Annotated in this window: 22 protein-coding genes; 2 read left to right on the top strand and 20 right to left on the bottom strand. The window is 44.8% G+C overall.

What is annotated here, in order from left to right:
• Positions 1–116: 116 nt before the first annotated feature.
• The 3 genes from rpmF to QOL74_RS05085 all read right to left on the bottom strand — a co-directional run bounded on the left by rpmF (position 117) and on the right by QOL74_RS05085 (position 2,111).
• On the bottom strand, positions 117–296 hold the full coding sequence (rpmF, locus tag QOL74_RS05095; RefSeq protein WP_283408367.1) for a 50S ribosomal protein L32: 180 nt from the start codon (positions 294–296) through the stop codon (positions 117–119).
• A gap of 12 nt (positions 297–308) precedes the next feature.
• Entirely contained in the window at positions 309–842 is a 534-nt protein-coding gene (locus QOL74_RS05090; RefSeq protein ID WP_283408366.1) for a YceD family protein, read from the bottom strand.
• A 72-nt stretch (positions 843–914) separates the two neighbouring features.
• The gene (locus QOL74_RS05085) at positions 915–2,111 is read right to left on the bottom strand and encodes an acetate/propionate family kinase (protein ID WP_283408365.1); all 1,197 of its coding nucleotides are present in this window, start codon (positions 2,109–2,111) and stop codon (positions 915–917) included.
• Positions 2,112–2,447: 336 nt separating this feature from the next.
• Between QOL74_RS05085 and QOL74_RS05080 the strand changes: the two genes are divergently transcribed.
• A complete protein-coding gene (locus tag QOL74_RS05080; RefSeq protein ID WP_283408364.1) occupies positions 2,448–3,701 on the top strand; it encodes a nucleotidyltransferase in 1,254 nt (417 codons plus the stop codon).
• Between the two features lie 9 nt (positions 3,702–3,710).
• Here QOL74_RS05080 and QOL74_RS05075 read toward each other — a convergent pair whose 3' ends face one another.
• The 5 genes from QOL74_RS05075 to QOL74_RS05055 are packed head-to-tail and all read right to left on the bottom strand — an operon-like array spanning position 3,711 to position 7,261.
• Positions 3,711–4,169 (bottom strand): ATP synthase subunit B family protein, encoded by a 459-nt coding sequence (locus tag QOL74_RS05075; RefSeq protein WP_283408363.1) that lies wholly within the window; start codon positions 4,167–4,169, stop codon positions 3,711–3,713.
• 2 nt (positions 4,170–4,171) lie between these two features.
• Positions 4,172–4,675 carry a pantetheine-phosphate adenylyltransferase gene (coaD, locus tag QOL74_RS05070; RefSeq protein WP_283408362.1) on the bottom strand — a complete coding sequence of 168 codons (504 nt, stop codon included), beginning with the start codon at positions 4,673–4,675 and terminating at the stop codon, positions 4,172–4,174.
• Entirely contained in the window at positions 4,672–5,298 is a 627-nt protein-coding gene (gene rsmD / locus QOL74_RS05065) for a 16S rRNA (guanine(966)-N(2))-methyltransferase RsmD (RefSeq protein WP_283408361.1), read from the bottom strand. The genes coaD and rsmD overlap by 4 nt, the downstream gene beginning before the upstream one ends.
• Positions 5,258–6,886, bottom strand: a complete 1,629-nt coding sequence (locus QOL74_RS05060; protein WP_346771717.1) for a DAK2 domain-containing protein — start codon at positions 6,884–6,886, stop codon at positions 5,258–5,260. The genes rsmD and QOL74_RS05060 overlap by 41 nt, the downstream gene beginning before the upstream one ends.
• Before the next feature lie 18 nt (positions 6,887–6,904).
• Positions 6,905–7,261 carry an Asp23/Gls24 family envelope stress response protein gene (locus tag QOL74_RS05055; protein ID WP_283408360.1) on the bottom strand — a complete coding sequence of 119 codons (357 nt, stop codon included), beginning with the start codon at positions 7,259–7,261 and terminating at the stop codon, positions 6,905–6,907.
• A gap of 270 nt (positions 7,262–7,531) precedes the next feature.
• On the opposite strand from QOL74_RS05055, the gene rpmB reads away from it, so the two are divergent.
• Positions 7,532–7,723 carry a 50S ribosomal protein L28 gene (gene rpmB, locus QOL74_RS05050; RefSeq protein WP_283408359.1) on the top strand — a complete coding sequence of 64 codons (192 nt, stop codon included), beginning with the start codon at positions 7,532–7,534 and terminating at the stop codon, positions 7,721–7,723.
• Between the two features lie 63 nt (positions 7,724–7,786).
• Here rpmB and QOL74_RS05045 read toward each other — a convergent pair whose 3' ends face one another.
• The 12 genes from QOL74_RS05045 to priA form a co-directional block, all read right to left on the bottom strand.
• A complete protein-coding gene (locus QOL74_RS05045) occupies positions 7,787–8,440 on the bottom strand; it encodes a thiamine diphosphokinase (protein ID WP_283408358.1) in 654 nt (217 codons plus the stop codon).
• An 11-nt stretch (positions 8,441–8,451) separates the two neighbouring features.
• Complete coding sequence (gene rpe / locus QOL74_RS05040; RefSeq protein ID WP_283408357.1) at positions 8,452–9,114, bottom strand: ribulose-phosphate 3-epimerase; 663 nt, start codon at positions 9,112–9,114, stop codon at positions 8,452–8,454.
• A gap of 1 nt (position 9,115) precedes the next feature.
• Positions 9,116–9,994, bottom strand: a complete 879-nt coding sequence (rsgA, locus tag QOL74_RS05035; RefSeq protein WP_283408356.1) for a ribosome small subunit-dependent GTPase A — start codon at positions 9,992–9,994, stop codon at positions 9,116–9,118.
• A gap of 9 nt (positions 9,995–10,003) precedes the next feature.
• On the bottom strand, positions 10,004–11,992 hold the full coding sequence (pknB, locus tag QOL74_RS05030) for a Stk1 family PASTA domain-containing Ser/Thr kinase (RefSeq protein ID WP_283408355.1): 1,989 nt from the start codon (positions 11,990–11,992) through the stop codon (positions 10,004–10,006).
• Positions 11,993–11,997: 5 nt separating this feature from the next.
• A complete protein-coding gene (locus QOL74_RS05025) occupies positions 11,998–12,747 on the bottom strand; it encodes a Stp1/IreP family PP2C-type Ser/Thr phosphatase (RefSeq protein WP_283408354.1) in 750 nt (249 codons plus the stop codon).
• A gap of 44 nt (positions 12,748–12,791) precedes the next feature.
• Positions 12,792–13,835 carry a dual-specificity RNA methyltransferase RlmN gene (gene rlmN, locus QOL74_RS05020; protein WP_283408353.1) on the bottom strand — a complete coding sequence of 348 codons (1,044 nt, stop codon included), beginning with the start codon at positions 13,833–13,835 and terminating at the stop codon, positions 12,792–12,794.
• Between the two features lie 29 nt (positions 13,836–13,864).
• Positions 13,865–15,241 carry a 16S rRNA (cytosine(967)-C(5))-methyltransferase RsmB gene (gene rsmB / locus QOL74_RS05015; RefSeq protein ID WP_283408352.1) on the bottom strand — a complete coding sequence of 459 codons (1,377 nt, stop codon included), beginning with the start codon at positions 15,239–15,241 and terminating at the stop codon, positions 13,865–13,867.
• A 91-nt stretch (positions 15,242–15,332) separates the two neighbouring features.
• Entirely contained in the window at positions 15,333–16,016 is a 684-nt protein-coding gene (locus tag QOL74_RS05010; protein WP_283408351.1) for a zinc metallopeptidase, read from the bottom strand.
• Between the two features lie 5 nt (positions 16,017–16,021).
• Complete coding sequence (locus tag QOL74_RS05005; RefSeq protein ID WP_283408350.1) at positions 16,022–16,792, bottom strand: DUF116 domain-containing protein; 771 nt, start codon at positions 16,790–16,792, stop codon at positions 16,022–16,024.
• Between the two features lie 5 nt (positions 16,793–16,797).
• A complete protein-coding gene (gene fmt, locus QOL74_RS05000; RefSeq protein ID WP_283408349.1) occupies positions 16,798–17,733 on the bottom strand; it encodes a methionyl-tRNA formyltransferase in 936 nt (311 codons plus the stop codon).
• A gap of 43 nt (positions 17,734–17,776) precedes the next feature.
• The gene (gene def, locus QOL74_RS04995) at positions 17,777–18,280 is read right to left on the bottom strand and encodes a peptide deformylase (protein WP_283408348.1); all 504 of its coding nucleotides are present in this window, start codon (positions 18,278–18,280) and stop codon (positions 17,777–17,779) included.
• A gap of 41 nt (positions 18,281–18,321) precedes the next feature.
• A complete protein-coding gene (priA, locus tag QOL74_RS04990) occupies positions 18,322–20,577 on the bottom strand; it encodes a replication restart helicase PriA (RefSeq protein ID WP_283408347.1) in 2,256 nt (751 codons plus the stop codon).
• Positions 20,578–20,586: the final 9 nt, after the last annotated feature.

Raw genomic sequence — 20,586 nt, 5'->3', positions numbered from 1 at the left:
GGGTTCATTAGTACCTGATGCTAATCTCAGTATACCTGAGTTTTTTATAACTGACAAGGAAGTCCCTAAACAGAAAAAAACAGCAAAGCCATTCGGCAATGCTGTTTTCTAAATTACTACTTGACATCAATGACTTCTTTGCCCTTGTATGTTCCGCAATTGGTGCATACTCTGTGGGAAAGTTTTGGTTCATGGCATTGAGGACACTCTGAGGTGGTTGGAGCAACATACTTGGAGTTAGAAGCTCTTCTCATATCTCGGTCAGATTTACTTGTTTTGCGCTTTGGTACTGGCATGACAACACCTCCTTACTCATTCGCTTTCTCAAGCCAGTCTCGCAATTGGGCAAGTCTGGGGTCTGGCTCTTTTTCATTTTTTTCTCGATCCAGACAGTCACATTCACCCTGTTCTCGACTTTGACCACACAGGCTGCAAATTCCTTCGCAGTTCTCGCGGCATAGTGTTTTCACGGGCAACTGAATCATCATCTGTTCTTGTGCATGCTGGAGTAAATCCAGATGAAAGCCTTCATAAAAGCATACATCACCCTCAGGCTCTATTTCTTTTTCGTTTCCAGCGGGCAGCAGTTCTTCAAAAGATTGGGCCTCGATTGCCTGTTCGACCGCTTCCAGGCAACGTGCACAGTGGGTGGTGATATTGACCTGAATTTGAGTTTCCAGAAAAAGCTGATCGCCAATTTTCCGAACATTACCGTTCACCTGAACAGGACCATTGCACACAATCACATCTCCATAATAGTCCACATCCGGTTGCTCATACGTAAACTCATAGGAGAGAAAATCTGCTTCCTTTTTCAGCAACGGAGATATATCCAGTTTCATCGTACCACCTCTGTTTCCAATAGGAAAAATTATATGGCTCCGGAAACCATTTGTCAAGGCAAATTTCAAACCTTATGAAATTAAAGCTTTTGTTTCTCTTGCTATCATCAGTTCTTCATTAGTGGGCATCAGAACAATTTTCACAGTGGAATCGTCAGTGCTGATAATTGCTTCTTTACCTCGAAGATTATCATTTTTAGAATCGTCGATGTTAGCACCCATGAAAGCCAGTGTTTTGCATATTTCTTTGCGGGCTGTGTCAGAGTTTTCTCCCAAGCCTGCAGTGAATACAACGGCGTCCAAACCGCCCATTTCTGCAGCGTATGCGCCTATGTACTTGGTAACTCGCTTGTAAAATATTTCCAGGGCAACCTGCGCTCGTTCATTATCCTGAGCAGCAGCATTTTCGATATCTCTAAAATCACTACTGACGCCGGAAATTCCAAGCACACCCGATTTCTTGTTCATGATATTATTCACAGCGTTGATATCTAAACCTTCTTTTTCCATGATGTAGGAAATAATCGCAGGATCCAAATCACCGCATCTTGTTCCCATCGCCAGACCTTCCAAAGGTGTAAAGCCCATGGTTGTATCAATTGATTTGCCATTCATCACAGCGGCCATACTTGCCCCGTTACCCAAATGACAGGTGACTAATTTTAATGTTTCCAATGGTTTTTCAAGTAATTCAGCTGTTTTAATAGCCACATACTTGTGAGATGTTCCGTGAAAACCATAGCGACGAATTTTGTATTTTTCGTAAAGTTCGTATGGAAGTGCGTATAAATAGGATGATTTCGGCATGGTTTGATGAAAAGCAGTGTCAAAAACACCAACCATGGGCACTTCGGCCAAAATTTCCTGACAAGCGTAGATTCCCATCAAGTTGGGAGGATTATGCAAAGGTGCCAGATCAGAACACTCTTCAAGAGCATCAATGACCTCTTGGGTGATCATTACTGAGCCGGAAAATTTTTCGCCCGCATGCACAACCCGATGACCAACTGCATTGATCTCATCCAACGTGCTCACCACACCATGATCTTTGTCCTGCAATGCATCCAGTACAACTTTAATAGCTTCTTTGTGATTGTGAAGTGCGACTTCTATCACCGTCTTGTCTTTATCGACAGGTTCATGCTTGACAAAAGAACCCTCGATTCCGATCCGCTCTGCTACGCCTTTTGCAAGCAGCGTTTCGTTTTCCATGTTGATGATCTGATACTTAAGTGATGAGCTGCCGCAATTTAATACCAATACTTTCATGTTTGACCCTCCCATGATTAAATGTGATTACATCCATTTCCCAATGCTTCCTGTCAATAATAATAAACTTTTAACAATTTTTCAACACCTGGTCCAAATTATCACATTACTTGCCAGATGTTTCTTTATTCGCTTTGGTCTCTATTGACACACTGAATTTCATTATAGCATAATCCTTTTATCCATACCACTTATCCATATTACGAAAACAAGGTTATACAGGTATATTTTTTATATCCATCGAAATTGACATCTCTTACCATCTGGTGTGTTACTTGCATCTCATGATAAGATGGATATCATATTGAACATAACTTAAGAAAGGCGGTTTCAACCATGCCTATTCTGGGACTTATAACGGAATACAACCCTTTTCATCATGGTCATCTTCATCATTTGAACGAATCAAAAAAAATCACTGGCGCAACTCATACCGTGGCTGTGATGAGCGGACATTTTATGCAGCGGGGAGAGCCTGCCCTCACCGACAAATGGACCCGAGCTTCAATGGCTGTGGCTTGTGGTGTCGATCTTGTGCTTGAACTGCCTACTATTTTTGCTTGTTCAACAGCTGAACAGTTTGCACGTGGCAGCATTCTGTTGCTTGATCAGTTGGGGTGCGTGACCGATGTATGCTTCGGAAGTGAAATAGGCGATCCGGCCATCTTTAAACTTATTGGGTTCTTACTGGCCGATCCACATCCTGACTATTCCTATTATTTAAAAAAAGCTCTATCGTCAGGCATTCCTTTTGCTGCCGCTCAGGAAAAAGCCCTGATATATATCATTGAACGCGATTTCCCAGAAAAACTGCCATTGGCCAAACAGGTCTTTAATCGACCAAATAATGTGCTGGGTATGGCTTATGCCAAGCACATCATCAAAACAGGCTCTTCTATGGCATTGCACACCATTCAGCGCATCGGAGCCGAATATCATGATCCAACAACAGTGCATTCCATTAGCAGTGCGACAGGCATCCGACGCCTTTACCATAATACTGGAGATGTATCTTCCATCAAACCCTTTCTGCCTTCCCAAGCTTATGAAAGGTTGCTTTGTGGTATTAGCGAAGGTCGCGGGCCGGTGTTTCATGATGATTATCATCAGGAGCTTCTGACACTTTTAAAGCGTTCCAGTATTTGCGAGTTTGCAAACCTTCCAGATATTTCTGAAGGACTTGAACATCGAATCATGAAATGCGTTAAAAAAGCAGGCTCCATTGAAGAATTCATGTTTTGCGTCAAAAACAAACGAGTGCCATACACTCGTTTGCAAAGAATGCTCATCCATTTGCTATTAAATCTCAACCGAAACCAACTGGCAACATACCAGCATGACACATCTTCAACATATGGCCGCATTCTTGCTTTCAATGACAGGGGAAGGGAGTTAATCCGAACTTGTCAAGCCACCGCAAAAATACCGCTTATCAACAAAATGGCCAATTTCCAAACAGCTTCTCCTGAAATCAATCAGTTACTGGACATAGACTTCAAGGCCAGTCGAATTTATGGTGCAAAACTGCTCCATAAGTCTTTTTTGCATGGAGATCCAGACCTTCTCATGAGCCCCGTTTATGTTAAATAACCTGAATCGTTAGTTGTTCTGGCGACTCATTTGCTTCAACTCTTTTCTGTTTTCTTCAATGGTATGCAACATTTCGCGAAGCGTCTCACTGGTCTCAGCCAGCAGGTCATCTGTATATTCCCGGGCGCTCATCTTCATTTCTTTGGCTCCCTGCTGTGCCTGCAGAATAATTTCTTCTGCCTTTTGTCGCGCCATGCGAACAATTTCATCCTGCTCAACCAGCGATTCAGCATGCTTGCGTGCTTCCTGGATGGTTTGTTCACCTTCCTGTTGTGCTTCTGTTAAAATTCGCTGGCGTTCTTCCTTAATCCAAAGAGCCTGTTTCATCTCATCAGGTAGATGAATTCTGATTTCTTTAATGATTTCCAGTAACTCTCCCTGATCAACCATGACTTTGCTTACAAAAGGGATCGTTGATCCGCTTTCAATCAAGTCTTCCAGTTCTTCAAGCAGTTGCAGTACATCCACGACTATCCCTCCCTGTCATCTGTTAACCCAGAACGAAATTTATGTCGAATCACTTTTTCGACCGTTTCCGGCACTAACCCTTTAATGCAGCCATTCAGTTTTGCAACTTCTTTTACAAGACTGGAACTTAAAAATGAATTCTGACTCTGTGTCATCAGAAACATCGTCTCAACCTTTTGGTTTAACTTTCGATTCATTAAAGCCATTTGAAACTCATATTCGAAATCAGAAACTGCTCGCAGCCCTTTAATAATAACCTGTGCATTCTGTTCATCCGCAAAATCAACCAAAAGACCTGCATGCATTTTAACCGACACATTGTGAAAGGGAGCAACAACTTCCTCTATCATGGCAACTCTTTCCTCTAGAGTGAACAGCGGTGACTTCGAGGTATTGGGAAGTACTGTCACAAAGACTTCGTCACAAAGCCTTGAAGCGCGCTCAATGATATCCAGATGCCCGTTGGTGATAGGGTCAAAACTTCCCGGGTATAAAGCCCTGATCATTCGCGTTCCTCCTTCCGGTTGTAGTAAGCAACGCCGGTGGTTCCGTATTTTCGCACTGATGTTTGATGAAAATCACCCATTTTTTCTGGAATCTTTTCTTCAAAGCTGAACTCAACCACCACAAGCCCCTCCATTTTGACCACTCCTGCCTGGCTCAAGCACCGCAGGGTTTTTTCAATGTGACCCTGGCAATAGGGCGGATCTGCAAAAACCAAATCAAACATAATTTGCCTAGATTTAAGCTGCTTTATTGCAATATCTGTTTCTTGTTGAAGCAGTTCAGCCCTTTCCAACAAGCGTGTTTTGGTCAAGTTTTCCTTTATCAGTTCTATCTGCCTGGGTGCACAATCGACAAAAACAGCTCTTTGAGCGTTGCGTGATAACGCTTCAATGCCCAAGGTGCCTGCACCCGCAAAAAGATCCAATACAACCGCATTTCCCACCCGCGACTGTATAGAGTTAAAGATCGCTTCCCGAACCCTGTCAGAGGTGGGGCGAACTGCCGTTCCTTTAGGTGACAGCAATCGGTGTCCTTTCGCACTCCCGCCAATTACGCGCATATGGTCCCATTCCCTTTGTGAGTTATTCCAGCGAAAAAAGATAGTAATAGAGTGGCTGACCACCAAAGTACACCTCAATTTCAAGCTCAGGGTACTGTTTTTTTAAGTGTTCCTCCAACTCTGATGCCATTGATTCTTTGATATCTTCCCCATAATAGACTGTCAAAATTTCATCTTTTTCGGTAATCATTTTCTCTATCAATTGTAGAGACACCTGTTGAACGTCTTTTCCGGCAGCCAGAATTTCTTTCCCTGCCAAACCGATCATAGCGCCTTTGTTAATGGTCAGCCCATTCATTTCTGTATCTCGTACCGCATAGGTTACCTGTCCGGTTCTGACATCGGTGATTGCTTCCTGCATCAAATCCTGATTCTCTTCTGCGCTCATTTCAGGATGAAACGCCAGCACGGCAGCAATTCCCTGCGGAACAGTCTTGCTCGGTATCACTGTCACAGGTTTTGGACTCAATGCCTTTGCCTGATTTGCAGCCATTATAATATTACTGTTGTTGGGCAGAATAAAAACATGTTCCACATTCATTTTTTCAATGGCTTTCAAAAAATCCTCTGTACTGGGATTCATGGTCTGGCCACCTTCAATGACCTCATCAACCGTAAAATCCCTGAAAATTTGCGCAATCCCTTCCCCCATGGCAACAGTGATCATGCCATAAGGTTTTGACGGATCTTCAGTTGCAGCCGTTGTCTCTGTTACTGCTTTTTCAAAAATCTCATGACGGTGTTGCAAACGCATATTATCAATTTTAATATCACTCAGATATCCCAGTTTCAAAGCTGATTCCATCACTTCACCGGGGTGATTGGTATGAATATGAACTTTTATGATATTCCCGTTACCCACCACCAGCTGTGAATCACCCGATGTTTCAAAGGCCTCTCTCAATGGATCCACATGGCTGGCATCTGAATGAATAATAAACTCGGTGCAATAGCCGTACTCAAGCGATTCATCATGTTCATGTGATGAAGTGACATTCATTTGAGGCAATGCTTCCTCAATCAGTACGATGCTTTTGCCTGTAAGTCCATTGTATGCGCCTTCCAGAATTGATACCAATCCTTTTCCACCTGAATCGACTACACCGGCATCTTTAAGCACTTTTAGCAATTCTGGAGTCCCCTCCAGAGATTCATTGGCTGCCCGAATCACCTGTTCGCAAAAATACTCCAACTCAACAGACTGCTCTGCCAACTTAATGGCAGCTTCAGCACTTTCGCGAGCCACTGTCAAAATGGTTCCTTCTGTTGGCTTCATCACTGCTTTATAGGCAGTATCTGAAGCACATTTCAATGCAAGTGCCATATCTTGTATGGTTAACCGTTGTTTTCCTGCAACACTCTTGGAAAAACCACGAAACAACTGAGAGAGAATCACTCCCGAATTTCCCCGGGCACCCATCAATGATCCATTCGCAGCATGTTCCATTAGTTCATCCAATTCATCACTTTGTGCTTTTCCCAGTTCTCTAATGGCAGCTTCCATCGTGAGTGACATATTGGTGCCTGTATCGCCATCTGGCACGGGAAAAACATTCAATGCATTGATGACCTCCTGCTGTGCCTGCAGGTTCTGTCTGGCAGCCGTAAGCATTTTTCTCAGCATGACGCCATCGATGGTCTCTTTATTCAAAGGGGCTACCTCCTTCAGTTACTTTTGTACACGCACACCCTGAATGTTGACATTCACTTTGCTCACTGTCATCCCCGTCAGGTTTTCAATGCTGTATTTAACTTTTTCAATGATGTTATTTGCAACCACAGAAATTCGGGTTCCAAACTGAATGATCACGTAAAGGTCAATGACAATTTCGTCATCGTTGGTGTGAACCTTAACGCCCTTGCTGGATTGCTCACGAAGCAAAAGTTCAACCAGCCCACCTGCAGACGATCGGGTGACCATTCCCACAACACCATAGCACTCCATGGCCGAAAGTCCTGCAATGGATGCCAGTACATGATCATCAATAATGGTTGTCCCGTACTGGTTTGTCAATTTGCCAGGCATAGATGTTCCTCCCTATCTATTCGTTATCAGCCTTCATCAATGCGGTCTCCTTCATCATCGCTCTTTTCAAAAACTCATAGAACGTTGGGATACCCTAATCATTATATCACAGCTGATAGAATTTGTTGACGACCAATTCTATCAACCCAATAGCAACCACCATTTGCCGTTTCATCATCAAGTTATTAATAGGCTGTTGCAAAACCGTCATTTATGTGATAACATGTTAATGTTTTAAAGGTTGACCTTGATTAAAGGAGGTGTTTCAACATGGCAAGAACATGCTACGTATGCGACAAAGGAAAAGTGTTTGGCAATCAGGTCAGTCACTCCAACCGCCACAGTAAAAGAGTCTGGCTGCCAAATCTCAGAAGAGTCAAAGCTGTGATTGATGGCTCACCAAGAAGAATCAACGTATGTACCCGATGCCTCCGTTCAGGGAAAGTGGAGCGTGCTTTATAAGCTTTTTCGGATATTAAAAGCCTCTTTGTTGCGGTAACGGAGAGGCTTTTTTTATTTTCCCGATCACCCGAGACTTTGTTCTTTCCTCTTATTGCGAATAGCCAGCAATAGCCCTTTTTCCACCCGAATCACCGGACAATCCGAAGCGATAACATTGCTGATGCAACGACTGCTCCCCAGATGTATTGTTGCCCGATTCAGCGGATATTCGAATCCAAGAAGCGTCAGCCCCGTCACCATATTTGATATGGGGATAAAGGAAACCGTTTCTCCACTTCTCCATGAAGGATTAACTTCTTTTCCGATAATACGCATTTCAACCGTTTCACTTTCAATAGTTCCTTCCACTTGACGATTCCAAAGCAATTTCAATAAAAAGATATTTCCAAGGGTATGATCGATCCGACTGCCAATTGCACCTGTCATCGTCACGTGCCTGGCGCCTTTTTCAATGGCGTGGAGCAGCGCCAGTTCAGTATCAGTATAATCTTTACGGGTTTCGTAGCGCAGGAGGGGAATATGATGTTCTTCAACCCATTGAAGATCTTCAGCAGATATCGAATCCAGATCTCCTGCCAGTATCGATGGTGTTATACCAATGGGACGTAAATGTCTGACGGCTCCATCAACACAAATAATCATATCATGTACATTTGCCTGTTCCTCCAAATAAGCCAGATCGTCAACATCACCATTGGTCACCACAAGAATTCTCATCTATGTCACTCCTACACTTGTTCAGTTGCAGCTCTTCTTAAACCAGCAACTGCCTGTTCAGGATTTTTGCTGTTGAAAATGGCGGATCCTGCAACGAAAACAGTCGCGCCGGCGGCAGCTATTTCTCCGATATTGCCGGAATGAATACCTCCGTCCACCTGGATGACAGCCTGACTTGAGGCGGTTGTGATCATGTCTTTCAGTTTTGCAATTTTGGGAAGCATTGCAGAAATGAATGTCTGCCCTCCAAAACCAGGATTGACTGTCATTACCAGCACCATATCCAGATCTGAAAGTACATATTCCAGTGTATGAAGTGGTGTTGAAGGATTAAGTGCCACACATGCCATCGCCCCAAGCTCCTTAATCTGGTAAATGGTTCGGTGAAGGTGTGGACAAGTCTCAGCCTGCACAGATATGATATCGGCGCCAGCTTTCACAAAGTCCGGTATATATTTTTCAGGTTCAACAATCATTAAATGCACGTCAAAGAGCAGCTGACTTTTAGAACGCAAAGCAGCCACTACTGGTGGTCCAATTGTAATATTCGGTACAAAGCGTCCATCCATAACATCCACATGAATATAGTCGGCACCCGCTTTTTCCATACGAGTGATTTCCTGCCCCAGACACGAAAAATCTGCCGCAAGGATGGAGGGAGCAATTTTTATCATATTAATACCTCCGATTCTGACGAATCTCCTCAATAATCTGTTTGTAGTTCTGATAGCGGTTCGAGTGAATATCGCCTATGTTAACAGCTTCTTTCACAAAACAACCCGGCTCTTCCAAATGCAAGCAGGAACTAAATCGACATTTTTCCTGAACAGCTTCTATCTCTCTGAAATAATGGCGTACCTCTTCCTTTTCCAAATAGTCTACCGTCAGTGTGCTAAATCCAGGCGTATCCATTAGCCATGTTTCATCATTCACTTGAAATAGTTCCGAGTGACGAGTGGTGTGTTTACCCCGGTTAATCCTTACGCTCAACTTGCCAGTTTCAAGCGAAAAACCCGGAAACAAGCTGTTAATCAGCGTCGATTTTCCCACTCCAGAAGTGCCCGCAAGTGCTGTTGTATGGGCTTGCAGGGATGATTTGAGAGTTGATAACCCTTCGCCTGTTGCAGCACTGACATGCAACACCTGATACCCCGCCTGTTTGTATGCCTTCATCAGTTTTTCATCTTCTTGAGAACTATTCATATCCATTTTATTAAAACATATGATCACAGGCAACTGCTGACTCTCTGCCATTACCAAAATTCTGTCCAGCAACACAAAATTGGGAGCTGGCTTTTGATGGGCAAAAACCACAAGAACCTGATCAACATTGGCTACAGGTGGTCGAATCAGTTCATTATGGCGCCGATAAATTAGTTCCAGCATACCTTCACTCACTTCATGTTGCGTGACGGTCACTTCAACTTCGTCACCAACAAGAGGCGTCACCTCTTTTTTTTTAAGAATTCCCCTTCCTTTACATGTAATCACACCTTCATTTGTCTGTACGTAGAAGAATCCACTAATTGCTTTGACAATTCTGCCCTTGATCATGATCCCTCCCTAAAAAGTAACGTCAGTCGTATGCACCACGCGACCATCAATTTCTATTTCGTAGGTCTGGACTCCTGTTCCGGTAACGTTCACTTGTAAATGGTCACCTTCGTTGTCAATATTATGTGTTTTACTGAAAATCAATGTTCGCTGTCCATCATCCAGTCGATAGAGCCTTACTTCCACAATGCCGCTCTGTCCAACTGGTCCAATAGTCATGGGACGCGAGCGCACTGACTCACCGGTTGCTGGATCTGTCGGTGCTTCCGGTGTTGTTCCATTGACCTCTTCAGGATCTTCGGGATCCAACACAGGCTCTTCAATTTGAATTTCTTCTACACCCTTACTCACCGTGATTGTTATAGCAGTATTTTCCGCTACTTCCCGGCCAGCTGGAATACTCTGCCCGATAACCATGTTTTCCACATACTCATTACTGAATTCTTCCCGGACTTCTCCAATGCGCAGATTAAAACTTTCAAGAATTCCCCTTGCATTTTCAAGGGTGTTTCCCTCAACGTTGGGCATGGGAATCAGAGCCACCTCAGGCCCTTCACTGATAATCAGATGTACCGTGCCGCCTTCTTCATGAGCACTGCCTGCCCTGGGATCCTGCCGCACGACAGTGCCTTTTGGTAAATCACTAAAAACATATTCTGGTTCCGCCATCACAAACCCTTCATCTTCCAATGCAAACCGGGCATCATCTAGGGTTTTGTATGTAACGTCCGGCACTTCGACAGCATCTTCAACCGTACTGACAATTAGTTCCACCGGGTAGTTGGGGCGCACACTCATCCCTGCCGAAGGATTCTGTGCCAATATAGTATTTGCTGCCACTTCACTATCAAACCGATATTCAATACGATGCTGCAAATCAAGTGCTTCCAGCTCAATGCGTGCTTCTTCCAGTGAGAGTCCCTCAAGTTGCGGCACCTTTATACTGTCGTCGGATGTGCCAAAAAGACTGCTCAGATAAAATAAGCCAAATGTGAATAGTAATGCTGCCACCAAGGCAGTAAGAACGCCTGTCACAAGAATAAATCTGGTTTTCCCTGTTTTTTTTCTTCTGTTACTTTTTTGAGCAGCCATTTTTCGAATCCCGTCTCCTTTTGTCTGCGGAGTGATTTGTGTCGGACTTTCATCATACTCTTCATCTGCATCTTCCAAAATATAGGTCGGATCAGTTTCCAGCTGATTGAGTGCATCTATTAAAGCAGCTGCTGACTGAAAACGAGCCATTTGTTCCTTTTGGGTCAGTTTGAGAATAATGCCTTCAAGACCCTCAGAAATAGAAGGATTGACATCAGAGGGCAATTCCATATCTTGTTGAAGATGTTTAAGGGCAACCGTAATAGGGCTCTCACCTTCAAAGGGCACTTTCCCTGTGGCCATTTCATACATCACAATTCCCAAAGAATATAAGTCTGTTTTGGCATCAGTATATCCCCCCCGTGCCTGTTCAGGTGAAAAATAGTGAACAGAACCCACCAGACTTCCTGTATTCGTCAAGGTGGACGCCGAGGCTGACAAAGCAATCCCAAAATCCGTGACTTTTGCCCGATGGTCTTCTGTTATTAGAATGTTCTGTGGCTTAATATCGCGATGGACCACGAAGTTCTCATGGGCATGTTGCAATGCCCTTGCTATTTGCTTTGTGAAGTATATTATTTCTTCCTGATGTAAGTTCTTTTTTTCCTGGATCAGCTTCTTAAGGGTTTTGCCACTCACCAGTTCCATCACAATATAATAGAGATCATCAATTTCACCGACATCATACACATTGACAATGTTGGGGTGTGATAGACTTGCAACTGCCTGAGATTCCCTTTTGAATTTGCTGACTAAATCTTTGTCGTGAATGTACTCATGACGCAGAATTTTGATGGCTACATATCTGTTCAGAAGATGGCATTTAGCTTTATAGACTACTGCCATGCCTCCTCCGCCAATTTTTTCTATAATTTCGTAACGATTACCCAACATTCTGCCAATCAAGGGGCTCACCTGCTTTCTTTCTGATCTGGCTGAACGTTCACCAGCAACACAGTAATATTATCATGCCCACCTCGTTGAATTGCAAGCTCTACCAAGTTTCTTGCAGCTTCCTGTTCGTGTGTTGCCTGCAGAACTGTCAGTGTTATTTCTGCGTCACTCACCATATTAGTCAATCCATCTGTACACAATAAAACCCGATCATGGGGTTGTAGTTCAATGGATAAAAAGTCTGTTTTAATGGTGTCACTAATTCCCAACGCCCTTGTTATCACGTGTTTTTGTGGGTGATTCATGGCTTCTGCTTCTGTGATTTCACCTCGCAGGTATAGTTCCGCCACCAGAGAATGATCTCTCGTTAACTGCGTTATTTTTTTACTTCTCAGCAAATAGGCCCGGCTGTCACCAACATGACCCACAATCGATCCTTCAGCTGAGTGAAAAAGCAACGTCAGCGTCGTCCCCATCCCGCTGCATGAAGGTTCCATGCGGGCATGATCCAGAATACGGCGATTGGCACGTTGAAATGCTTCAAATAAAAGCCCTTCAGCTGCAACATTGTCCAGATCAGGAGAAGCATACTTTCGAACATGCTCCAAGACCGCTTCGACCGCCATTCTGCTGGCTACTTCACCACACTGATGTCCTCCCATTCCGTCAGCAACAACGTAGAGGCCATATCCATTTTCCAGAATGCCATAATCGTCTTGATTGATTTCCCGGATTTTACCGGCGTCTGTGCAGACACCTGTTCTCATGATGGCTCCTCCCGCAACTCGTCTTATGACCCTCTTTTCCAGTGTTACTCTCCCAGCTCAGGTTCGGTTAATGTGCGCCTTTTGAGCTGACCACAGGCAGCATCAATATCACTGCCCATTTCTCTTCTGATTGTTACTGGAATTCCTTTTTTCTCTAACACCAACTTTAATCGTTGGGCATGCTGCCCATCTGTTGATCGAAATGTTGAACCTCTTATTGGATTAACCGGAATCAGGTTGACATGGCATAGTTTTCCGACAAGAAGGTCTCCCAGCATACCCATATGCTCTACTGAGTCATTCACACCCTTGATCAGGGCATACTCATAGGTGATTCGCCTTCCCGTCTGTCTGGCATACGCTTCACAGGCCTCAACAAGATCATGAACTGAGTACCGGCTTGCTACAGGCATCAGTCTCATTCTGATGGCATCATTGGGGGCGTGCAAGGAAATTGCCAGATTAAAAGGCAGTTGAAGCAATGCCAGCTGCCTTATTTCAGGAATTAGCCCACATGTAGAGAGGGTAATATGCCTCATGCTGATATGAAGTCCCTTAGGATGATTAACAATTTTCATTAATTTTACTACGTTAGCCAGGTTCTGTAAAGGCTCACCGCTACCCATAAGGACCAGATGACTTACCCGCCTGGGCTGATCACCAGCAATGAAGAGAACCTGACCAAGCAGTTCGGCCGTTGTCAAGTTGCGAATCAGCCCCTCTTGTCCAGATGCACAAAAAGAGCATCCCATGGCACAACCAACCTGAGTGGAGAGGCATACGCTGACTCCGTGTCGGTATATCATCAGAACGCTTTCAATGAGTTGCCCGTCTTCCAGTTGGAACAGATATTTGGTGGTACCATCCACCGATGAGACTTGTTTGCGTACCATTTTCAGTGCATTGATGTAATAGCTATTTTTCAATGTCTGCCGCTGATCGATTGGCAAATTGGTCATTTCATCGAAGGAAGTGATTCCCTTCTGAAGCCACGCAAAAACTTGATCGCCACGAAAAGCCGGCCAGCCAAGTTCTTGGATTTCCTTTCGCATTTCTTCAAACGAATAATTCAGTAAGTCTTTTTTCATACCTGTTCACTCCATGAAATTCTTTCTTCTTAATCTGTTCTTTTCATACGCGCCACAAAAAAACCGTCAAAGTCCATATGAACATGTGGACCCAGTTGAATAAATCCTTTTGACACTATTGTTTCAGTGAAGAGATCATTGATGGAATCATGTATCCCTTTCTCGATCAATGGTTCCAGTTTAAAGTTTGGATGATTATCAAGGAACCGTTCTAAAACAGCGTCATTCTCCCTGCGCAGGTATGTGCAGGTGGAATAGACAAGCACGCCTTCATTTCGAACCATCTTGCCTGCATTTTCCAGCATCTGGTACTGTAGCTGGGGAAGCTCTCGCAGTCGCTGCCAGTTTTTAATATACTTAAGTTCCGGTTTTTTTCGAATCATCCCAAGACTCGAACATGGAGCATCCAGCAAAACCCTGTCGGCTTTCTGTATCATTTCAGGATCCGGTTTGCGGCCGTCTTGTTCCTGACACGTAATGAGTTCGTTGCAACCCAGGCGCCGGGCATTATCCTGGATCTGCTGAATTCGACCGACAGATATATCTCTTGCCATCACCATGCCCCGGCCTTTCATACGCTGCGCAATAAAAGTCGCTTTACCTCCAGGAGCCGCAGCCATATCAATGATTCTTTCTCCCGGTTGAGGATCAAGCCAATGCACCGCCATCATTGAGGCAAGACTTTGGATATGAAACAGGCCACGTCGATACACATCGCTATGGGTAATCAGGCCCTGTTGTGTAGTCACTTTGAAAGCCTCAGGGATATAGCCCAGCGGCTCCAGCTCAATTCCCTCCTGCCCAATGGCAAGCAGCAAATCTTCCATTTTTCCCTTCTGCAGATTGAGCCTCACTGTCAGGCTCGGAGGCTGCTGATGAGCAGCGAGCATCGTTTTCAAATCTGACCAGCTGTAATCCTGATGCAAAAGTTCCACCAACCATAGTGGATGAGAATAACGCAGCGACAATGCCTGAATATTATCATTCACTATGATTGGCATACTCACTCTATTCTTAACTCCACTGCGGGTAATTGCTCTTAACACAGCATTTACCAGACCGGCTGCTTTCGGCTTTTTCTTCTTTGCCAGCTCGACCGCCTCATTGATAACAGCATAAGCCGGAATTCTATCTGTAAAGCAAAGTTGATAGGCTGATATGCGTAGAATCCCTCTCAGAAAAGGGTCCAGTTTATCAACAGGGCGCCGGGCATGGGTCGCTATCAGTTGATCCAGCTGAAGCAACTGCTCCAGTGATCCATAGACAAGCAACAGGAATAACCGCTGGTCTTCATCTGACCACCAACCCTTTTCCAACCAGCGACCTGTTTCCCGATTGGAAAAACGTTCAAACGTTAATATGTTCTCCAATGCATGGGCAGCCGCTTCTCTCGGACTTATTTTCAAGGAGTTTCATCCCTTCTTTGCTGTTCTCGAATGAAATGAACAGTAATAAACAATGTCAAACATAAAGAAAGGCGCTTATCACGCCTTTTCATCAGGATCTTCGGTTTCGAAGTAAGATCAATCTTAGCAGTTGTGCTACTGCCGTAGCCATCGCCGCTACATAAGTGAGAGCTGCGGCATTAAGTACTTTTTTCGAGGCTGGCACTTCATCGTCCACCAAAAATCCATTTGTTGACAGCAACTGCAACGCCCTGCTACTGGCATTGAACTCCACAGGAAGTGTGACCACCTGAAATAGAACCGCCGCCGTAAACAACAGAATACCCAAGTCGATCATTCCCAGTGAATCAAAGATAAAGCCAGCAATGACAAAAACCCAGGCCATGGATGATCCGAAACGTGCAATGGGGAAAATAGCATTTCTCCATGATAACGGGGCGTATCCATTGGCATGCTGAAGCGCATGCCCCACCTCATGGGCAGCCACACTGACCGCTGCAACCGACGTTCCCTGGTAAACTTCACGAGAAAGCCGCAACACACGCGAACGGGGGTCGTAGTGGTCCGACAAGTAGCCTTCTGTTAATTCCACCGGCACATCAAATAAATGATGTTGATCCAGAATCGACCTGGCCACTTCTCTTCCCGTGTAGCCTTTGCGTGCAGCGACTCGAAGAAATTTAGCGAAAGTGTTTTTGACTTTGCTCTGAGCATAAAGTGCGAATATCATTGCCGGAATCAGTATGACAAAACTCGAATCATAGGGTAACCACACTTTTATCACCTCTTTATAAATCGTTTCAATACTTGTTCTACTTCTAACAAATTCACCCTGGTATTATGGCAAGGCCCCTCTGGTCTTTCATTGGTCAGGGCATAAACTGGCAGTTGTCTCACATCCATCAGCCCGCTCATGAGATCACGTTCGCAGGCAATGGCAATGACCAGGGCAGGTTTCATATCTTGGATTCTTTTTCTGGCCAACGTCCCTCCTGTTACCACCACTACTTCCACCTGATATCGTCGCTGTAAGTCCAGAAGCCCGGATATGTTGCAGGCGCCGCATTCGGTGCACTGGGTAATATCATTGGTAATTTTAATCCCGCAGGCAGCTTGTTGCAGACAGTGGGGGGTGAGTATCAGCACTTCATCAGCATTATAACGCTTTTTATGATTTAAAAGAGCCTGGTTGTTCAGCCTTGTATAAGCCCGACGTATATCATCTTTGTCAATGTTGAACCAGAGACTCATGTGAGTCAGCGTTGGGTAAAGCCATCTTAGGAAAAAGTGTGACATTGAAAACATCCAAATGGGAATGGGTTTATTATACCACAAACGTCGAAAGGCCACCATTCCCGATAATGCAATAATAGAGAGCGCCACTAAGACGGCCAGTAACACAACTCCGATGAGACGATATCCCAAGAGCGTTTCCTCAGCCAAAATCCACACAAAGACTCCTATCGCTGTCGCAAGAGCGACCAATAGCAGCAGCAATAGTATCATTGTTTTTTTGAGGCTCTTTTGCTCTTGGTTGGTCATCCTGTTCATGATGATCATACTCCAAATCGCATGTTGGGTTTAATGCTGTGACCATGTAAAAAATCGCAGACTGCCATTCTTTTTTTTCCTTCCAATTGAACATCCTTTACCAATAATCTGTCTTCACCAGTTGCAATGACCATTCCTTCAGAAGAGACCTGCTCCACTGTTCCCGATGGTAGCGCAGATGTTCCAGAAAGTACTGATGCTTCCCAAATCTTCAGCGTCTTACCGTTCCATTGTGTATAGGCAGTTGGCCAGGGTTGAGTGCCTCGAATCAGGCAGTCAATACTGGATGCAGAAGCATTCCAGTTGATTAATCCAGCATGTTTTGTCAGTCTGGGTGCATACGTCGCTCTGGAATGATCTTGAGGCTTCGGATCCAATGATTGGGTAATGCATGAGATCATCGTTTCCCTGAGCGTCTCAGCGCCAATGACCGACAAACGATCATGCAGGGTCTGTGCGGTTTCATCTTTACGAATCTTGATGCTCTTCTGCAACAGCATTGGTCCTGTATCCATGCCCTCATCCATCAGCATTGTCGTAATGCCGGTTTCAAGACATCCGTCGATCAGACACTGTTGAATCGGTGCAGCTCCCCGATAAAAAGGCAGCAATGAGGCATGAACATTAATGCAGCCATATGCCGGTAAGCGGATCACATCAGCCGGCAGCAACAGCCCATAAGCAACGACAACAATTACTTCCGGTCTCCATGACGCCAGGGTGGACCGAAATTTTTCATCTTTTGAAGATTCAGGTTGGAACACAGGCAGACCTAATTCAAGTGCTTTTACCTTTACCGGCGTTGGCGACGTGTGATAACCACGCCCTTTCGGCCTATCTGGCTGAGTGTAGACACCCTGAAGCTGTATTTCAGGTATGGTGGACAAAACCTCCAGGCAGGGAACTGCAAATGCCGGGGTTCCCATAAAGACTGTTCTCATTGTTTTCCTCCTGTCAATGCCATGCCTATGATTATCTCTCAGATTACTGCCGTTCGATGACCGGTGATGCGTCAGTTATTTCATCATCTTGATCATCCTCATCATCTTCCGGCAAAGCCCTGTCGATGAACAGAATACCGTTCAAGTGATCCACTTCATGACATATAGCTCGCGCCAGCAGCCCTTCGGCATCAAGTTCAAAAATCTCACCTTTTCGATTTAATGCCTGTACGCGCACCTTTTCAGGTCGAATCACACGGCCGCTTTGATCAGGAAGACTCAAACATCCTTCAATGGCGCATTGCTCTCCTTCTTCATGAATGATCGTCGGGTTAATATACTCAATCACTTCTTCCTCCACATCCGTCACAATAATGCGTTTCAAAATCCCCACCTGAGGCGCTGCCAACCCAACTCCATCTGCCAAGGCCATTGTTTCTTTCATATCATCTAACAACGTCAAAACCCGTTGATTAATATCAGTAACTTCCCTTGATTTTTTTCTCAAGACCGGGTCGTCGTCTGTTCGAATAATTCGTATTGCCATTGTCAACTTCCTTTCGAAATAGATTGTACCAACAAGTTAACTTACCCCACAATTCGCGGGTCAGGATCAACGGTCACAGTTACCATTGGAGAAATATATCGATCGCGGCCATCCATCAACAGATATTTGACCGTTTTTCTCATAAGATGAAAGGGTATTTTTACAGATTTCATCAACAGTGTATAGCGGTAGCGGTTTTCGATTTTGGCAATTAGAGCTGGACCCGGCTCCATGACTTCCTCAAGATGCTCGCCATATCCGCTTTTTTCGAGAATAAAGCGTACTGCCGCAGCTGAATGATGTGCTGCTTTAGCCACCGCTTCTTCTGATTCGCTCCAAAATGTTACCTGAATCAAACGGGAAAACGGTGGGTAAAGAAAGCGTTGGCGAATTTGCATTTCTTCCTGATAAAAGCGATGGTAATCCTGAATAGCAGACAGATGAACCGCATAATGATCAGGTTGAAATGTCTGGAGAATGACTTTTCCTTCTTGCATTCCCCGCCCTGCACGGCCCGCTACCTGCGTCATCAGCTGAAATGTCTTTTCTGCCGCTCTAAAATCCGGCAAGTTCAGCGAAGTATCGGCAAGTAAAATTCCCACCACTGTTACATTTGGAAAATCAAGTCCTTTGGCGATCATTTGGGTTCCCACAAGTAAATCAATTTCTTTTGCTTCAAACCTTTCCAGGATTGCCTGGTGTGATCCTTTTTGTCGAGTGACATCCTGATCCATTCTTGCAACCACATGATCGGGAAAAAGCAACTGCAAGCCTTCTTCCACCTTTTGGGTACCTGCCCCCTGAAAGCTGACAAGTTCACCACACATCGGACAACTTTCTGGCACCGGCTCCCGTCGACCGCAATAATGGCATTTCAGTACACGTTCTTTTCGATGCCATTTCATAGAGATATCACATTGAGAGCATTTGGCCACATACCCACACTGGGGACACATCACAAGTGTGGCAAACGCACGCCGGTTCAAAAGCAATATAGCCTGATGTTTTTTGCCCAGACAATGTTCCAGCGCAGCTATCAGCGAACGGCTAAAAAGCGTTCTGTTTCCTTCCCTGGCTTCCTTTCTTAAATCAACCACTTCCACCTGAGGTAAACGCCCTCCTGCCGCTCTTTCTTTAAGTTCAACCAGCAATATCTTTTGATGCTCTGCTTCATGGTAAGACTCCAAGGAGGGGGTTGCTGATCCCAAAAGCAGCTGCGCCTTTTCAAGACGACATCGTTGTCTGGCAATTTCGGTGGCATGATAGCGGGGTGCCTGCTCCGATTTATAGGTATGTTCGTGTTCTTCGTCAATAATAATGATCCCCAGGTTTTGGCACGGTGCAAAAATAGCCGACCGTGGTCCTATCACAATTCTTGCCTCTCCCCTGCGAATCCGCCCCCATTCATCCAGTTTTTCTCCTTCTGATAAATGACTGTGCAGTACCGCAACCTGGTCCCCAAAACGGCCGCGAAATCGCTGAACCATTTGGGGTGTTAATGCAATTTCAGGAACAAGCAAAATACTGTCTTGTTGTTGTGCCAATGTTCTTTTAATAAGTTGTAGATATATTTCCGTTTTTCCGCTGCCAGTGATACCATGCAGCAATACTGGTATTTCCGGTTTTTTTTCCCAGTGTCCTCTGATCAGCATCATTGCCCTTTCCTGAAAATGAGTTAGTCTGGGTTCAGGATATGGGGTTGTCACCGAATCCTTAAAAGGGTTGCGCCGGGTTATTTCTTCGGAAATCGTTATAAAGCCCTTCGCAGCCAATGCCTTCACTGCACTGTTGGGTGCCCCTGTCATTTTTAGCAGTGATGCTAATGGCGCATGTCTGATTTCCTGTAATGCTTCAAGAACTTTTTGCTGCATCGGAGCCCGCTTCATCTTTATTTGTTGCTCTGCCAGTTCTTCGCTCTCAAGCTGACAGTGTACCCAAATGACTTTCTTTTTTCCCGTACGATGATTCGGAACAAAGCATCGAATCCCTTCAATGTAACGGCATAAATATGATTTTTTCATCCACCGAACCATTTCTATCTGTGCGGCGGTCATCACGTATGCTTCTTCCGAAATGTGCGCCAGTTCTTTTAATGGTTGATCCATTTTCTGCCGGCATTTGATCGACATGACAAAAGCTTCTGTGAGGCGATTGTTTCTACCGAAGGGCACCGTTACCTGCATGCCTGGTTGAATCAGCGTTTGCATATGTTCTGGGATAAGATAATCAAACAGATGATCAAGTTTAGCATGATAATGGTCCAGAATAACCTGGGCAATCAGTATTTCTTTCTTCAAGTGAATGCC

Origin of the sequence: Anoxynatronum buryatiense (assembly GCF_900182905.1) — a bacterium.
In the GTDB taxonomy this organism is placed as follows: domain Bacteria; phylum Bacillota; class Clostridia; order Peptostreptococcales; family Tindalliaceae; genus Anoxynatronum; species Anoxynatronum buryatiense.
Note: the sequence above shows the minus strand (reverse complement) of the source record. Positions and strands in the feature narration are given on the sequence as shown.

Coding starts and splice junctions, on each gene's coding strand:
- QOL74_RS05005 (WP_283408350.1), bottom strand. CDS start 16,792: ATGAACAGGATGACCAACCAAGAGCAAAAGAGCCTCAAAAAAACAATG.
- QOL74_RS05045 (WP_283408358.1), bottom strand. CDS start 8,440: ATGAGAATTCTTGTGGTGACCAATGGTGATGTTGACGATCTGGCTTAT.
- def (WP_283408348.1), bottom strand. CDS start 18,280: ATGGCAATACGAATTATTCGAACAGACGACGACCCGGTCTTGAGAAAA.
- QOL74_RS05085 (WP_283408365.1), bottom strand. CDS start 2,111: ATGAAAGTATTGGTATTAAATTGCGGCAGCTCATCACTTAAGTATCAG.
- coaD (WP_283408362.1), bottom strand. CDS start 4,675: ATGATCAGGGCTTTATACCCGGGAAGTTTTGACCCTATCACCAACGGG.
- QOL74_RS05055 (WP_283408360.1), bottom strand. CDS start 7,261: ATGCCTGGCAAATTGACAAACCAGTACGGGACAACCATTATTGATGAT.
- rsgA (WP_283408356.1), bottom strand. CDS start 9,994: ATGATCAAGGGCAGAATTGTCAAAGCAATTAGTGGATTCTTCTACGTA.
- rpmF (WP_283408367.1), bottom strand. CDS start 296: ATGCCAGTACCAAAGCGCAAAACAAGTAAATCTGACCGAGATATGAGA.
- rlmN (WP_283408353.1), bottom strand. CDS start 13,835: ATGAAAAAAGACTTACTGAATTATTCGTTTGAAGAAATGCGAAAGGAA.
- rpmB (WP_283408359.1), top strand. CDS start 7,532: ATGGCAAGAACATGCTACGTATGCGACAAAGGAAAAGTGTTTGGCAAT.
- QOL74_RS05080 (WP_283408364.1), top strand. CDS start 2,448: ATGCCTATTCTGGGACTTATAACGGAATACAACCCTTTTCATCATGGT.
- QOL74_RS05025 (WP_283408354.1), bottom strand. CDS start 12,747: ATGAGAACAGGTGTCTGCACAGACGCCGGTAAAATCCGGGAAATCAAT.
- rpe (WP_283408357.1), bottom strand. CDS start 9,114: ATGATAAAAATTGCTCCCTCCATCCTTGCGGCAGATTTTTCGTGTCTG.
- fmt (WP_283408349.1), bottom strand. CDS start 17,733: ATGAGAACAGTCTTTATGGGAACCCCGGCATTTGCAGTTCCCTGCCTG.
- QOL74_RS05090 (WP_283408366.1), bottom strand. CDS start 842: ATGAAACTGGATATATCTCCGTTGCTGAAAAAGGAAGCAGATTTTCTC.